The organism is Saccharobesus litoralis, from assembly GCF_003063625.1.
Classification (GTDB): domain Bacteria; phylum Pseudomonadota; class Gammaproteobacteria; order Enterobacterales; family Alteromonadaceae; genus Saccharobesus; species Saccharobesus litoralis.
In genome coordinates this window covers 3,374,282-3,389,384 of record NZ_CP026604.1, presented here as the reverse complement: position 1 = coordinate 3,389,384, position 15,103 = coordinate 3,374,282, and the positions used below count along the sequence as shown (strand labels likewise).

General features: G+C 43.7%; 12 protein-coding genes. 8 read left to right on the top strand and 4 right to left on the bottom strand.

The genetic code is table 11. The annotated features are described in order from the left end of the window. Positions 1-12: 12 nt before the first annotated feature. Positions 13-1,320, bottom strand: a complete 1,308-nt coding sequence (gene fadI / locus C2869_RS12230; RefSeq protein ID WP_108603204.1) for an acetyl-CoA C-acyltransferase FadI — start codon at positions 1,318-1,320, stop codon at positions 13-15. Positions 1,321-1,640: 320 nt separating this feature from the next. Between fadI and C2869_RS12225 the strand changes: the two genes are divergently transcribed. From C2869_RS12225 to C2869_RS12195, 7 genes are all read left to right on the top strand, one after another. Next, positions 1,641-2,597, top strand: a complete 957-nt coding sequence (locus C2869_RS12225) for an AAA family ATPase (protein WP_108603203.1) — start codon at positions 1,641-1,643, stop codon at positions 2,595-2,597. Positions 2,598-2,637: 40 nt separating this feature from the next. Continuing rightward, entirely contained in the window at positions 2,638-3,600 is a 963-nt protein-coding gene (locus C2869_RS12220; protein ID WP_108603202.1) for a DUF58 domain-containing protein, read from the top strand. Next, a complete protein-coding gene (locus C2869_RS12215; RefSeq protein WP_108603201.1) occupies positions 3,590-4,333 on the top strand; it encodes a DUF4381 domain-containing protein in 744 nt (247 codons plus the stop codon). The genes C2869_RS12220 and C2869_RS12215 overlap by 11 nt, the downstream gene beginning before the upstream one ends. Further along, positions 4,326-5,381 (top strand): vWA domain-containing protein, encoded by a 1,056-nt coding sequence (locus C2869_RS12210; RefSeq protein ID WP_108603200.1) that lies wholly within the window; start codon positions 4,326-4,328, stop codon positions 5,379-5,381. The genes C2869_RS12215 and C2869_RS12210 overlap by 8 nt, the downstream gene beginning before the upstream one ends. After that, the gene (locus C2869_RS12205; RefSeq protein WP_108603199.1) at positions 5,381-7,369 is read left to right on the top strand and encodes a VWA domain-containing protein; all 1,989 of its coding nucleotides are present in this window, start codon (positions 5,381-5,383) and stop codon (positions 7,367-7,369) included. The genes C2869_RS12210 and C2869_RS12205 overlap by 1 nt, the downstream gene beginning before the upstream one ends. After that, on the top strand, positions 7,363-9,063 hold the full coding sequence (locus C2869_RS12200) for a BatD family protein (RefSeq protein WP_108603198.1): 1,701 nt from the start codon (positions 7,363-7,365) through the stop codon (positions 9,061-9,063). Before C2869_RS12205 ends, C2869_RS12200 begins: the two co-directional genes overlap by 7 nt. Before the next feature lie 363 nt (positions 9,064-9,426). Then, on the top strand, positions 9,427-9,864 hold the full coding sequence (locus tag C2869_RS12195; RefSeq protein WP_108603197.1) for a hypothetical protein: 438 nt from the start codon (positions 9,427-9,429) through the stop codon (positions 9,862-9,864). Between the two features lie 158 nt (positions 9,865-10,022). Here the strand turns inward: C2869_RS12195 and C2869_RS12190 are convergent, their stop codons facing one another. The 3 genes from C2869_RS12190 to pdsR form a co-directional block, all read right to left on the bottom strand. Then, on the bottom strand, positions 10,023-10,880 hold the full coding sequence (locus tag C2869_RS12190) for a diguanylate cyclase (protein ID WP_108603196.1): 858 nt from the start codon (positions 10,878-10,880) through the stop codon (positions 10,023-10,025). A 169-nt stretch (positions 10,881-11,049) separates the two neighbouring features. After that, complete coding sequence (gene pdsS / locus C2869_RS12185; protein ID WP_108603195.1) at positions 11,050-13,227, bottom strand: proteobacterial dedicated sortase system histidine kinase; 2,178 nt, start codon at positions 13,225-13,227, stop codon at positions 11,050-11,052. Between the two features lie 172 nt (positions 13,228-13,399). Continuing rightward, positions 13,400-14,089, bottom strand: a complete 690-nt coding sequence (gene pdsR, locus C2869_RS12180; RefSeq protein WP_108603194.1) for a proteobacterial dedicated sortase system response regulator — start codon at positions 14,087-14,089, stop codon at positions 13,400-13,402. Between the two features lie 233 nt (positions 14,090-14,322). Between pdsR and pdsO the strand changes: the two genes are divergently transcribed. Continuing rightward, positions 14,323-15,084 carry a sortase-associated OmpA-like protein PdsO gene (gene pdsO, locus C2869_RS12175; RefSeq protein ID WP_108603193.1) on the top strand — a complete coding sequence of 254 codons (762 nt, stop codon included), beginning with the start codon at positions 14,323-14,325 and terminating at the stop codon, positions 15,082-15,084. Positions 15,085-15,103: the final 19 nt, after the last annotated feature.

Genomic DNA, 15,103 nt, shown 5'->3' with positions numbered 1-15,103 from the left:
TTCCCCTAGGCCCTATTCTGTTTCCACTATCATGGCTGCACCCAAACCACCGGCCGCACACGCTGTTGTTAAGCCTACACCACCACCGCGACGATTAAGCTCATTTAAAGTTTGCGTGATCAAACGCGTACCGGTAGCGGCGAAGGGATGACCATAGGCAATCGAACCACCATTAACATTAAACTTTTCCATATCGATTTCACCAATTGCCGCACTCAGTCCCAATTGCTCTTGGGCAAACTTTTTACTCGCAAACATTTTCATGTTGGCTAAGGCTTGCGCCGCAAATGCTTCATGCATTTCAATTAAATCTAAATCCCTCAGTTGCATACCCGCTTTAGCTAGCACTTTCGGCGTCGCGTAACTCGGCCCCATTAGCATATCCTGCCAAACATCAATGGCAGTAAACGCGAAAGCGCGAATATAACCTATGGGTTGATAGCCTAAGGCTTTGGCTTTGTCTTCACGCATTAACAAAATAGCCGAAGCGCCATCAGTTAATGGCGTCGCATTAGCCGCGGTCACTGAACCATGCTTACGATCAAATACTGGGCGTAATTTAGCGTAAGAATCCAAGCTCGAATTAAAGCGAATATTATTATCAACATCCAAATAGGATTTGTATGGCACGGCATGGGCTACCATCACTTCATCAGCCATTTTGCCATCACTCCACGCTTTGGCCGCCAAATCATGAGAACGATGCGCCAACGCATCTTGATCGGCTCGCGATATTTGATGGGTTTTAGCCATTTGCTCTGCGGTTTGCCCCATACTCAATCCGGTTGAGTATTCAGCCACAGCAGGGGGAACAGGCAGTAAATCTTTTAAACCCAAACGTTTGATAATAGATAAGCGCTGGCCCAAGGTTCTAGCCTTAGATAAATCGACTAAGGCCCGCGCTAACTTTTTCGACACGCCAATCGGTAAAACAGAGGATGAATCAGCCCCACCAGCAATACCTGTACTAATATTACCCGCCATAATCGATTCACAAATATTGGCTGTACTTTGAAAGCTAGTGGCACAGGCTCGACTTACACTATAGGCATCAGTAGTCACCGCCATACCTGTCCCTAGTACTATCTCTCGTGCGATATTAGGTGCTGCTGGCATTTGCACAACTTGACCATAGACGACTTGCTCTATTTCTTGCGGGTCAAGTTCGTTTTTCAACAAAAGTTCGTTTACCACAAGCTTAGCCATATCTAAGGCCGATACGCCGTGAAAATACGTAGCTTGTTTAGCAAATGGGGTACGCAACCCTGAGACAACCGCAATGCGTTGGCCGTCCGTCGTTTTGACTGGGCTCTGGCTCATACTAACTCCAAGTGGTCTGACCTGTTAAGTTTTTGTTATTCTAAAGTGCGTTAGAAAGGAAAACAAAGCTTTTTTAAACGCTTGTTTAAAAATAGCAGAAATAAACCAGAACAAAGTGAATTTTTCGTCAATTTGTTCATATAGTTAGATAAAAGTCTTTCGAAGTAAATTATTAAGAAAAAGCCAATCTTTACGGAACTTTTCAACTTGAACCGCCTCTTATTTGGGCATTTAGCGTTACATCGCATCAACAAACCTTGAAAACACCAAGTTTGTCCTTATAAAACATGGCAGCAAAATAACTAAGCAATGAAAGCATTATGTCGGTCGCAAAATTTCATCAATTAAAACAGTACTTAGATTCGCAAGTTATTGGTCAACCTGAGTTAACCGAAAATATCTTAATCGCCCTACTCGCCAATGGTCATTTATTGGTAGAAGGCCCACCGGGATTAGCCAAAACACGCGCCATTAATGCGTTAGCTAACGGTATTGAAGGCGATTTTCACCGTGTGCAATTTACCCCAGACTTACTACCTGCTGATTTAACCGGTACGGATATTTATCGACCAGAAGACGGTACATTTGTTTTTCAACAAGGGCCGTTATTTCATAATTTAATTTTAGCGGATGAAATCAACCGCGCACCGGCGAAAGTGCAATCAGCACTATTAGAAGCCATGGCAGAAAAGCAGATCACCGTTGGCCGTACAACGTACCCACTGCCGGATTTATTCTTAGTCATGGCCACACAAAACCCGTTAGAGCAAGAAGGAACCTATCCGTTACCTGAAGCACAGCTCGACCGCTTTTTAATGCATTTGGATGTGGTATACCCTGGCGCAGAAACAGAAAAAGCCATATTGCAATTAACCCGCAATGAAGCCTTGCACGAGGTGGTAGAGCCACCGGCAGACTTAACCCAAGACACCATATTTCAAGCGCGTGAACAAGTGCTGTCTATTCATATGGCACCTGAGTTAGAAGATTATTTGGTTAACCTGATCATTGCGACGCGCCAACCTGAGTTATACGATGAACAGCTAGCCAAGTGGATCGGCTTTGGAGCCAGTCCGCGCGCCACGATCAGCTTAGACCGTTGTGCCCGCGCAAAAGCTTGGTTATCTGAACGTGACTTTGTGACGCCGCAAGATATTCAAGCGGTATTTCACAACGTATTGCGCCACCGACTGTTACTGACTTATGAAGCAGAAGCCGATGGGATCACAGCCAATGCCGTACTAGATAAAATTTTATCTCAGGTCGCAGTGCCTTAACCCTAGGTTAATCTTGATATTGAGTCGCAAAGAAAGAGTTATGTTGTCAACGGCTGAACACCTAGATCCAATCTATTGGTTGGAGCAAATTAAGTCCAATGGCGTACAAAGTGGTATTCATGAACTGCTGTACTATCGTGGCAAAACCAGTTTACTCGATTTAACACCTCGTATTGCCAATCAAGCAAAATTAGCCGGTAACTATTTAGCTAAGTCTAAAGGCCGTGGCATGGAGTTTGACGAGGTTCGCCATTATCAAACCGGTGACGATCCGCGAATGATCGACTGGCGCGTAACCGCGCGCACCGGCGAAACTTACACCAAGTTATTCCGTGAAGAAAAAGAACGGCCGATCTTTATTTTAACCGACTTAAGCCAAACGATGCAGTTTGGTAGTCAGCTATTATACAAATCCGTTCAAGCTAGCCATGTTGCCGCTCTACTCGCTTGGAATGGCAAAAAACGAGGCGATCGCGTGGGTGGCGTGGTATTTAACGGTGTGCAACACCAAGAGCTTAAGCCCCGCTCGCGCCAACAAGGTGTTTTACAATATTTACACGCCTTAGAATCGCTAAGTCAAAACACTGACAACCGACAAATTAGTGACTCTGCAACCTCGTTTGCCGAAGCCTGCGCTCGTTTACGTCGCTTGGCTAAACCTGGCTCACTAGTTAATCTAGTCAGTGATTTTGCTTTACTTGATGATCAAGCTCTCCAACATTTAAGTCAATTAGCCCGTCATTGTGAGCTACGCGCATTTCGTATTCTTGACCCATTGGAAGTTGCTTTGCCACAGGTACAACTGCGCCAATCATTGCAAGTGAAGGATGGTGACAAATCCGGATTATTAACCTTAGGCGATGACAGCTTAAGCCGAGAATATCGCCAAGAAGCGGCATTTTATTTAACGGAACAAAGCAAAAAACTAAAACAGTGCCGTTGTCAAATTATCGATATCAGTGCCGGCCAAACATTAGAGGAGCAATTAAAACATGCTCGCTAATACACTTGTCGCTAACTCAGCAGCCAATACCGCTCAAGACAGTTTGCCTTTACACGCTTTTCCTGAGCCTTTGCCAGAAAACTTACAACAAGCACAAGATTTAGCGAATGCACAATCGGCTGGCGCATCCCAAGCCATTCCGCAAGCTCTGCCTCAATCGATACCACAAGCTATGCCACAAGCTATGCCACAAGCAGGACAAATGCCAAATAGCGTTCCAGATGTTATGGCGGCATTCAAACACAGTATTGAGCCAACACAAATTAGCCAATTTCCGGCTGTGGGCTGGTGGATACTAGGGATTTTAGGCTTAGTTTTAGTTGTTGTCGCAATTTACTTTGCCGTACAAGCTTATAAAAAGGCGACCGCGGTCAGGCAAGCCAAACAAGCCATAACTAAAGCTAGCTCTATAGCCGAGATAAATACCTTACTTAAGCAAGCTTGCTTAAGCTATTTTCCACGCCAGCATATTGCGCCGTTAAACGGTGACGTTTGGCTAAATTTTTTGTTGAACCAAGTTAAACAACAACACCGAAACGAGCTAAAACCTAAGCTTAAACTTATGATTGACCAGCTATATACGCCAATCGCCAAAGACGTTTCTGCGGCTCAGCTAAATCAATTTAAACAAGCAGCCAACTTTTGGCTAAGCCAAGCACTACCGGCGTCCAATAAGCAATTACAGCAACTTGAACCAGCCCCAAAATTAGCACAGGAGCCAGCTCATGTTTGAATTTGCTTGGCTTTGGGCTTTACTACTTTTGCCGTTACCTCTGTTATATCGCTTGTTACCCCGTAAACAAAGCGCCCAAGCTGCGGTATTAAGAGCACCTATTTGGCATATGCATAAACAAGCGGCGGCAGAGCCAAATCAAGGTAAAGTGACGCGTTTGATTTTGCCCAGTTTTATCTGGTTATTATTAGTATTAGCCGCGGCGCGGCCACAATATTTGGGCGAACCTGTCAGTTTACCTACTGAAGGGCGCGACATTATGTTGGCCGTTGACTTGTCTGGCTCCATGCAAGCAGAAGATATGACAATCAAAGGTCGTCAAGTTGATCGCCTGACCATGACCAAGCATGTCATGCAGGACTTTATTACGCGGCGCTCGGGAGATCGCCTAGGGCTTATTTTGTTTGCCGATACCGCTTATTTGCAAACGCCACTCACGCGTGACTTAAACACGGTTCAACAACTACTCAAGGAATCGATTCTAGGCCTAGTGGGTGAAAAAACAGCAATTGGCGATGCCATAGGTTTGGCTGCCAAGCGCTTTAAGTTGCAAGATGAATCTAACCGTATTCTGGTTTTACTTACTGATGGTCAAAATACCGCGGGTAATTTAGAACCCGCAGAAGCGTTAGAATTAGCCAAAGCAGAAGGGATCAAAATTTACACCATAGGTGTCGCATCTGACCAGGTGCTATCACGCGGCTTTTTTGGTTTTGGCACGCAACGCGCCGATGCCGATTTAGATGAAGGTTTATTACAACAATTGGCTAAAGAAACCGGTGGCCAATATTTTCGAGCGAAAAGTACTGGCCAGCTAGAAAAAATATACGAAGTGCTAGACGAGTTGGAGCCTATTGCCGCCGAAGAAGTACAAATGCGCCCACTCACCGCGTTATTCTATTGGCCGTTAGGGCTAGCATTGCTACTAAGTTTACTGCCGGTTTTAAGTGCCATCAGCACAACGCTTAGCTGGCCTTGGCAAAAGCCTAATGCTAAAGCATCAACTAACAATCCTGCTAGTTCGGTAATAGATAAAGGAGTGCAATAATGGCTGAATTTCATTTTATTCGTCCATGGTGGTTGCTAACCTTGATCCCATTAATGGTATTGGCTTGGCAACTTAAACGAGTCAGTATTGCACGCTCAGGCTGGCAAGGGGTTATTCCGAATCACTTACTGCGCCACGTCTTAGATAAAAAGGCCAGTCAGCAGGCGATCCCACGTTGGTTAATTGCTTTTGTCTGGATAATTGTGACCATTGCCTTAGCAGGTCCAACATGGCAACGCCTACCGCAACCCGTATTTCAAGCTCAAGCAGGCAAAATTGTTTTATTAGACATGTCAATGTCAATGCGCTCAACCGACATTAAGCCCGACCGCCTTAGCCGAGCTCGCTTTAAAGTAATGGAACTCATAGACCAAATTACAGAAGGTGATTTAGGTTTAGTCGTGTATGCAGGAGATGCATTTACCATCAGTCCATTAACACCAGATAACAATAACCTACTGACTTTAATACCAAGCTTAAGTCCGGAGATCATGCCAGTGCAAGGTAGCACGCCCATTGTCGGCTTAGAGCACGCGGTTAAGTTATTACAAGATGCCGGTTACGCCAAAGGCGATATTGTTTGGATTACCGACGGCATTCGCACAAGTGATATGTCTGAGCTCGGCGAGTTTGTGCAACAAAACCCCTATCGTTTATTAACCTTAGGCATAGGCACTGCCAACGGCGCTCCCATAAAAATGGCCAACGGCGACTTACTAAAAGATCATACTGGGGCGATTGTCATCCCTAAATTAGACGCACGCTTACTACAAAAAATCAGTAGCTTGTCGGGTGGCTACTACATGGATATGACAGCCGACGACAGTGATATTCAAACCTTAGTCAAGTTGCTCAGTGGCGTTGAAGACGTAAAATTAGATGAAGACCAGCAAGAAGTTGGCGATCAATGGCAAGAAATGGGACCTTGGTTAGTATTATTTATTTTACCTTTTGCTGCGTATGCATTTCGGCGTGGCGTAATTTATAGTCTTATCCCTGTCCTACTGATTTTGCAGCCTGCTAGCGAGGTCATGGCTAATCAAACACCAACCACTGCACCCGCGGCAATACCCAATGAAGAAACGGGTGGAGAAAGGAATGAAGACAGTGAAGGCAATCAACCTCCAGCCACCGTCGAAACCAGTTGGTGGAATGACCTTTGGCAAACCCGTGACCAACAAGGCCAGCAAGCGTTTGCCAACCAAGACTACTCAAGTGCCGCACAATTGTTTGAAGATGCAAAATGGCAAGCCGCAAGCCAGTTTAAACAAGGTAATTACGAAGCCGCAGCTCAAACCTTGGCCGATTACAAGGATCCGGATTCCTTGTACAACAAAGGCAATGCGCTAGCAAATTTAGGTAAGTTAGACGAAGCCATTCAGGCTTATGACGAAGCCTTGCAACAACGTCCTGATTTTCAGCAAGCCAAAGATAACAAAGCGTTAGCCGAACAGCTTAAACAGCAGCAAAAGCAACAACAGCAAAACGGCGAAAACCAAGAGCAAAATGGCGAGCAAGATCAGCAAAATTCTGATCAACAAGAAGGTCAGCAAAACGGCCAGCAGGATCAGCAACAAAACTCGGAACAACAAGACGGTCAGCAAAGCCAAAACCAGCAGGCACAAAACGATCAACAGCAAGGCGAACAGCAAGACAGCCAATCCAATGAAGACAGCGCCGAGCAAAGCGAGCAAGAGCAACAGGCTCAACAGTCCGCTGGCGAAGAAAGCGAAGAAGAACAATCTGAAGAACAGCAAGCTCAACAAGCACAAGAAGAAAGTGCTGAAGAACAAAATGCTGAGCAACAAGCTCAAGCGCGTGAATTAACTGAAGAAGAACGCGCCAACCAAGAGCAACAACAAGTTATTCAAAAGTTATTAAACAAGGTTGAAGATGACCCTGCGTTTTTATTACGTCGTAAAATGCAACTTGAAGCCAGACAGCGTAAACGCTTTCAACCACCGACAGGAGCCAATCAATCATGGTAAGCCGATTTTATTCGCAATTCACCACTAGCTTACTCTGTATTTTTAGCCTAATTAGCGCTAGTAGTTATGCTGCGCCAACTGTGATTGCATCAGTCGATCGCAACCCCATAATGCAAAAAGAGGCGGTCACGCTAACGGTCGCAGTCAATGAACATGTCAGTGCTAATGCACTCAATTTAGCACCACTCAATCAAGACTTTCGCATACTTGGCAACAACACCAGTACCGAAACGCGCACAATTAATGGCACGACAACGCGCATTACTCGCTTTACCATTCAATTATTAGCAAAGCGTTTAGGTACGTTAACCATACCTGCGATTGAAGTAGCAGGCGGATTTTCTAAGCCAATTCAACTGCAAGTCGTCGAAACAAAATCCGATGGCCAAAGCCAAGACATCATAGTAGAAACTTCAGTTTCAGATAAAACGGTTTGGTTACATCAACAAGTGCATTACAAGGTTCGTTTACTTTATGCCGTCAATTTGGAGCGAGGTAGCTTAACCCAGCCTGAGTTAGAAGGGGCAATTGTCGAACAAATAGGCCAAGACAAAGAAACCGAGCAACTACGTAATGGCCGACGCTACCGAGTTATTGAACGCGAGTACGCGGTAACTCCGCAACGCAGTGGCGACTTTACGCTAACCTCGCCTATTTTTAGTGGTGATATTGTCGTGGGACAAAGCCGCCGTAATTCATTTTTTGCCCGCAATCAAACGCAACGTGTAACTCAACTGGGTGATGATATCGATTTAGTGGTGAAACCTATCCCAACCACTTATCAAGGGCATTGGCTACCATCAGAAATGGTTCAACTATTTGACGAAGTGACACCACAAACAGGCTTTGTCGTAGGTGAACCTATTACTCGCACAATTACATTAACCGCGCTTGGCGTCACCGCTGAATTACTACCAGAATTGCAAATGAATCACGGTAATGATGTGAAAGTGTACCCTGACCAAGCTGAGACTCACACTGGCGTGCGAGGCAATGATATTATCGCCCAGCGCATTGAAAGCATGGCGGTTATTCCTAATAAACCAGGCCAAGTGACGTTGCCTGAAGTTAGCGTGCAATGGTGGAATACCAAAACCGAAAAAATAGAAACAGCCAAATTAGCGGCTCGCACTATTACGGTTAAAGCTGCGCAAGTGACGCAAACCACGGCGGCCCCCACCACCTTACCTAGCGTGATTAATCAAGACACTAATAGCAGCCAACCAGCCACGCAGATTGAATATCAAGACAATCCTTGGGCATGGGGCTACTTAACTAGCTTATTTGCTGGCCTATGGCTACTCACAACATTGGTCATATTGGGCATGATATGGCAACAACGTGGGCCGAAAAAAACCAGTGCGAGTAATATGGAAGGCAACTCAGAAAAACTGGCTTGGGGGCGTTTAAGCAAAGCGTTAAAAGCGTCAGAGCGCCAGCAAATACAAGTTTTATTGCCAGTTTGGGCAGCAGCATCACTCAAACGTGACGGTATCAAAACCTTACATCAAGCAATCACGGCATTTGATAATAAGGAACTGAGAATAGCTTTAGAACAAATGCACGCCTGCCAGTTTGCGAAAACGCCTACTGCATGGGATGCCAAGCAACTGAGTAAAATATTAAATAAACTGCGCCAACAAAACTGGCATGTTAGCCAACCGAAATACAAATTAGCTAGTTTAAATCCTTAAATCTAGGGGCTATTTCAGCCAAATGAGAGCAGTTTTAAACTAATCCAACCAATAAATAGGCAAAATAAGTAAAATTTATTTTGCCTATTTCATTTAGCGTTATAATATTAAACAAGCTCTTTTAGGATTTTTTAAAGAGTTGGTATTTATTCAGTGACTTTCCATCGAAATCTTAATGCTTGCCATGTTTGTAAGCCAAGCCTCCCATACAGAAGAAAGGCTTATCATTCTTTACTGATATAGATGGTTAGCGCGGCTTCAATACTGAGTAATGAAAATAGATAAGTGTTTTAAATGCTGCTGTTAGGGAATAACAAGTAAATGATGAATCAACGATAAAATCGCAGCCTAGGTTTCGTATCCATGACATTAATGTATCACCCTAATAAACAAAACCCACAACGTATCCGAGTGCAAGATAAAGTGCTGGGTATTCAAACCTATTTCAAATTAGAAGACGAAGCGGCCGCTCGGGCTTATGAACAAGAATTACGTGAAAAACGTAAATTCCGTCATCTGCGCCAGTCTTTGCCTATTAATCGCATATTTAAAGAAGATGGCAGTGTCCGAGGGTTAAAACGTTTAACACGTAATCGTCCTAATCGAGCCAGTTATGAATGTTTATCTATTCAAGTAACGACGCCAGATCAAGGACAAAAACGCACCGAGATCATGTTAAAAGGCAAAAAGTTTGATGAAGCCTATCGTCAAGCGCAGGATAAAATTTTAGAACTGTTGCAGTTAGAAAGAACGCCTGAAATAAGCATTATGTTTGCTAAAACCAAGCGTTTGTATTGGTAACGTAGGCCCTAAAAGCTTCTTAGTCTTCTCGCTCAGGTCTTATGGTTCATTGTCATTGCTTACTCGCCCCAATCACATAATCGAGCATATGCTCATGGGGTCTCGAAGCTCGACAGCTTCCCCTAAAACCTGATCACTTTGACTAAAGGGTGAGCGAATTAAATGGTAATTTTATTAATATCAAGCCAAAACTCTTTACGTTGCAACGGTGTTTCCGCCGGTAAGTGTGGATTGTCAACTCGAAACACTTTTCTATTTTTCAAGTTAGCTTTTTTCAGTAATTCCACAATTAGAGGATAAGAAAAAAAGAACTCATCAAAACTACCGTCTGCAATCGCAGTTTCAAGCAATGTGTGTATGTCTTGCGCCAATTCAGTGTTCTGCTGCCCCACAAATAAATACAATGGCAACGGATAAACCAACATGATATCTGGCTCAACCGCTAAATTTAATTCGCGGCGCGACGATATTTCAGAAAAAGGCTCATGCACAGCCCGCGGGAAATAATCAAAGCGCCCACCTTCGAGCATATAAAATAAATTATTGTATTTATTGGTGGCGACGGTCGGAATGCCGGCACTTAATAATATCTTAGTATCTGACCAAAATTTGCCCTGACCGGCCTTAAAACGGGTTAAATCACTGAAAGAACCAATACCTGAAAATCGATGCTGTTCTCCATCTCGAATAATAAAAATTCGATGGCCTAATAGCCCCTTTAATATAGGAATACGGATCGGCAACAAGCGCTGTTCAATATCCACACCAGCGGCAAAAGCAGCCACTGTCAGCTCACCGCTATTCAACTCGGCATGTTGGCGTGATTCCGTTAACGGGCCACTATTAGGTACTAATTCATATTTAGTAGAGTCTTTAAATAAGAATTTAAGTAAGTCGGTATGATACTTATCTTTTGGTTCGTCAACATTGAGATAAATGATAGGGGTTTTAGCATTACAAGACAGGCTTAACATCACAGTCAATATTGCTATGGACAGCTTAGATATTACCTTCATTCCATTTACCTCTTTAGTAACTTACAACAACAGCCTTACCGACTTGTTGAATGGCCTATTTTTCACCAGAGTGAATTTAAATAATAACGGCTAGGCATAAGCGCAACAAGGCCATGTTAACAAATAGTTAACTGCATACGTATTCAGCCAACGCTTGGTGAATATTTACCTAGTTTTGTGCTGAATTGGCGAGAGGAATAGTCACGATAGCATCGACTCCATTCGCTAGCTCATTGTTGTTAATAACAATAGACCCATTATGAAATTCTGCAATTAATCGAGCAATATATAAGCCTAAGCCCAAATGAGGCTGCTCTTGCTTTTCATCGCTTCTGACCGATACCATGGAATCGAATAACCTGTGTTGCATAGCCGCCGGCAACAAGGGGCCTTGGTTCGCCACGATAACAAGCACGTTTTCGTTTTCTTGTTGAGCGGTTATCACGATAGCAGAATCGACTTGTGCAAACTCCATAGCATTAGCCACGAGCTTATCTAACAATTGAGCAAAAAGTTCAGGTACGCCATTAACCAAGGTTTGTTCTGCAACATTAATTATCATTTCAAACTTTTGCTTGGGGTGCATTAATTGATAACCCTGAACACAACCATTAACCACCTCCAGTATTGGATAACTGACTTTGTCATTGTTAGCAATGGTCTGTTCTAAGCGTGTCGCTTCGCTCATCATAGTTAAAATAGTAGATAACCGACTTACGCCTTCCTGTGCTCGCTGCATATACACACTATTGGCTGCTTGTTCAGAATCCATACTTAATGATTCTAATGAAGATCGCACCACGGCAACAGGTGTACGTAATTCGTGTGACAACCTACTCGACATACCTTGTAAATATTGAGTGTATTGCCCTAGCCTTTCGACCATATCGGCAAATGAGCGTTGCAGATCGCCAATTTCATCGCTGGCCTTGGTTGGCGCAATGGGGTGTAAAATTTTACCCTGTTCGTCAATCGCCGTTTCGGTTTGATTGCGTAATGCGCGGATGCGAAATGAAATCCGCGACGCGAATAAAAACAAGGCAAGCGTACCTAATACCATCACAGCCAAAATAACATTAAATAACTTTTCTAATGCCTGATTTCGCAAAGTACGAATACCATTAGTCGTTTCTTCGGCTATCACGGCGCCCATCACTGCGCCATCTGAAATGATCGGATGGGCAGCTGATAAAATTAACGCCTTTCTATCAGTAGTTAATCGCCATGTTGTGGCAGCTTCTCCTTTCAATGCTTTGTGGATATGCGATCCTTGTAATTGCGCCTCATCGTAGAGTACATCAGTAAAATCTGTCGGTGGCTTAGTGAGAATTTGATAATAAATAGAGCTTAACCAATCTTGAACAGGTGAAAACCATGATTCGGATTTTGCTTGAGTGGAAAATTGTCCCCACAAACCGGCCGAATACTTAATATCGCCCGATTGTGCCAATACGCGGCTATGCTGATCAACCACCCAAATTCTCGATTGTGTATGACCTAGGCCTTTGACGATTTTAGCTATTTCTGGGGATGGCACTAATATCGTGCCCAATTTATCAGGATTTTTAAAATCAGCCGTGCCCAAGGTGACTTTTTGTTGATGCGCGGCATGTTTATCAAAGTCGGTAATGGCAAAGCTCAATTGGCTGCCAAGAAAATCTAACGGAATACGTAACTCAATATTGTAGCCCTGTGCTGTTTGCCGCCAAGCACCTTGAATTCGTGGCTCTGGCTGCAATGGCACATTAGAATCAACATCTGTTTTAAGTTCAAACGGGGTTAGCCAGCCTTCTTTGGATGTCGCTATTAAGTAGCGTTTAAATTCTCCGCTTTGGGTAACAAACGCCAATTGCAGCAAATCATTCACATCAACTTTCAACGTATTTTTGGGCCGATAGATAACTTCTTCATCTATCACTTCAAAATAGCTATACAGATAGTTTTTATACTTGCCGACCATATGCTTAAAGCGCAATGAATCGGGATTATAGTGTCCCTTTCCTTCAATAATATAGTCGTCGCTGTATTCCAGTGCCCTTTGCTTATCTTGCCAATCGTTTAATTGCCCATCGAGCCGAATAGGATTATTAATCGGATAAGCATACAGGTCTCGGCCTTGTTGCACACTAGGCAGATAACTCGCTTGGCTATCAAATAACGTAGGCCTTTCATGCAAGGCGGTTGCTACGGCACGTACTGTACCCATTAGGGTTTTCTCTTGACCAATGCGCAAGTATTTTTCCATTTCCCACACATATTCGTAACCCAACATAGGAATGGCAAACAAAAATCCCGACATCAAGAGTAATTTAAAACGTAGGCCGAAGCGCAAGCGAGAGGGTTTCATTGTTGTTTTACCATTGAAGAGCGACACATTGATGTGTTTATTCTTGTAGAAGAGGCTTTAGCCTTAAAACCTTGATTAATTTTTCCGGTTGCAAGCCTAAAGGCTCGCCTACACTGGGTGAGGATGGCGCGAGGCGCAGACAATGCAGCATAATTTCTTGCCACGAAGTAGATTAAGCTTTCCATCGATATCCCATACCGTACACAGTATCAATACAATCAAACGCCCCATCCACTGCCATGAATTTTTTACGAATACGCTTTACGTGCGAGGTAATGGTACTGTCATCGACATACACTTTGGCGTCTTGCATTAATTGCTGGCGATTTTTCACATGACCCGGTGATTTGGCTAATGAATAAATCATCCAAAATTCGGTTACGGTTAAATCGATGAGTTGGCCGTTCCAACTGGTTGTCATACGGTCTAAGGCCATTTGTAATGGCCCACACTGTATTATTTCATCTTGCTCTTTGGGTTCACTTACCGCTTCAATGCGTCGGAATAAGGCGGCAATGCGGGCAATCATATGTGGCATGCTAATGTCTTTAGTTAAATAATCATCTGCGCCCATGCGCAAGCCACTAACAGTATCAAAATCATTGTCGCGAGCGGTTAAAAAAATAATAGGCAATGACCCCGACATTTGGCGTAAGGCTTGGCATAAAATAAAGCCACCATCGATTTCATCTTCTAAGCCTATATCAATAATAGCCAGATCAGGTAGGCGCTCAGCAAATGCCGCCATCGCTTGTTTACGATTGCTATATGTTTGCACTTGGTAACCTTGCTTGGTTAGCATTTCAGCATAGTTTTCTCTGATGGCTTGTTCATCTTCAACTATGGCGATCCTTTGACTCATGTCGCGATAACCTTATTTTTTTGTTTCAACTGCCTGCACTATACCGAATTAATTGCGCAAAAATAGCCCCCAAGGCACATTGCCATTTTTTCGCCATAATTGCCCCCAGCATTGCCTTTTTTCATCCTGAAAATCGCCATGTCGACGTTGTTTAATTAATTCCGTCAGCGAGGCACAGCAACTAAATCGAATTGCCTCGTTTAACTAAACCAAGATGATTTGAGGAACGAACAATGAAAAAAGCACTTATGACTTCTAGCCTAATCTTAGCATTAAGCACAGCCCCTGTTTTCACTGCCAGCGCCAATGAAAACCAAAGCAATCAACAGATAATGGAAAAGAATCAATTGATTGGTTTTGGCGGCGGTGCCACGGTTGGCGCTATTGTTGGCGGCCCACTGGGTGGCATTCTCGGTGGTGTATTTGGCACGTTAATCGGCACACTCGAAAGTAACGCCATAGAAAAACAAGGTTTAGAGCAAAACCTATCCGATTCTAAATTAGCACTGTCAAGTTCGCACGCCAAAAACCAGCAGCTACACCGCAATGTACAATCGTTAAACAATCAAAACCAAGATTTGCATCATCAATTACGTCAAGTATCACAAACCTTAGCCGCAGCCGAAGTCATTGAAGACTTAAAGCTAGATTTACAATTTACCAGCGGTTCAAACGATGTACAGGCTATCTATGCTAAACCAATTGGCCAAATAGCCAGCTTAGTTAAGCAAAATCCAGATTTACAAGTCAAGCTGTCAGGCTATGCCGACCGCACGGGAGATGCTGCAGTGAATTTAGATTTATCGAAAAAACGAGTTGCTGCGGTCAAACAGCTATTGGTAGAACTCGGCGTTAATCAAGCCAATATCTCAACCCAAGCTTATGGCGAATCGTCACCTTTATTTGAAAAACAAACGTACCAAAATGACTTTTTTGACCGCCGTGTCGAAATCAAATTGCAGCCGAAAAGCTTAGTGACAGCAGCAAACGATTAGTGAGTGCGCAGACAAGGAT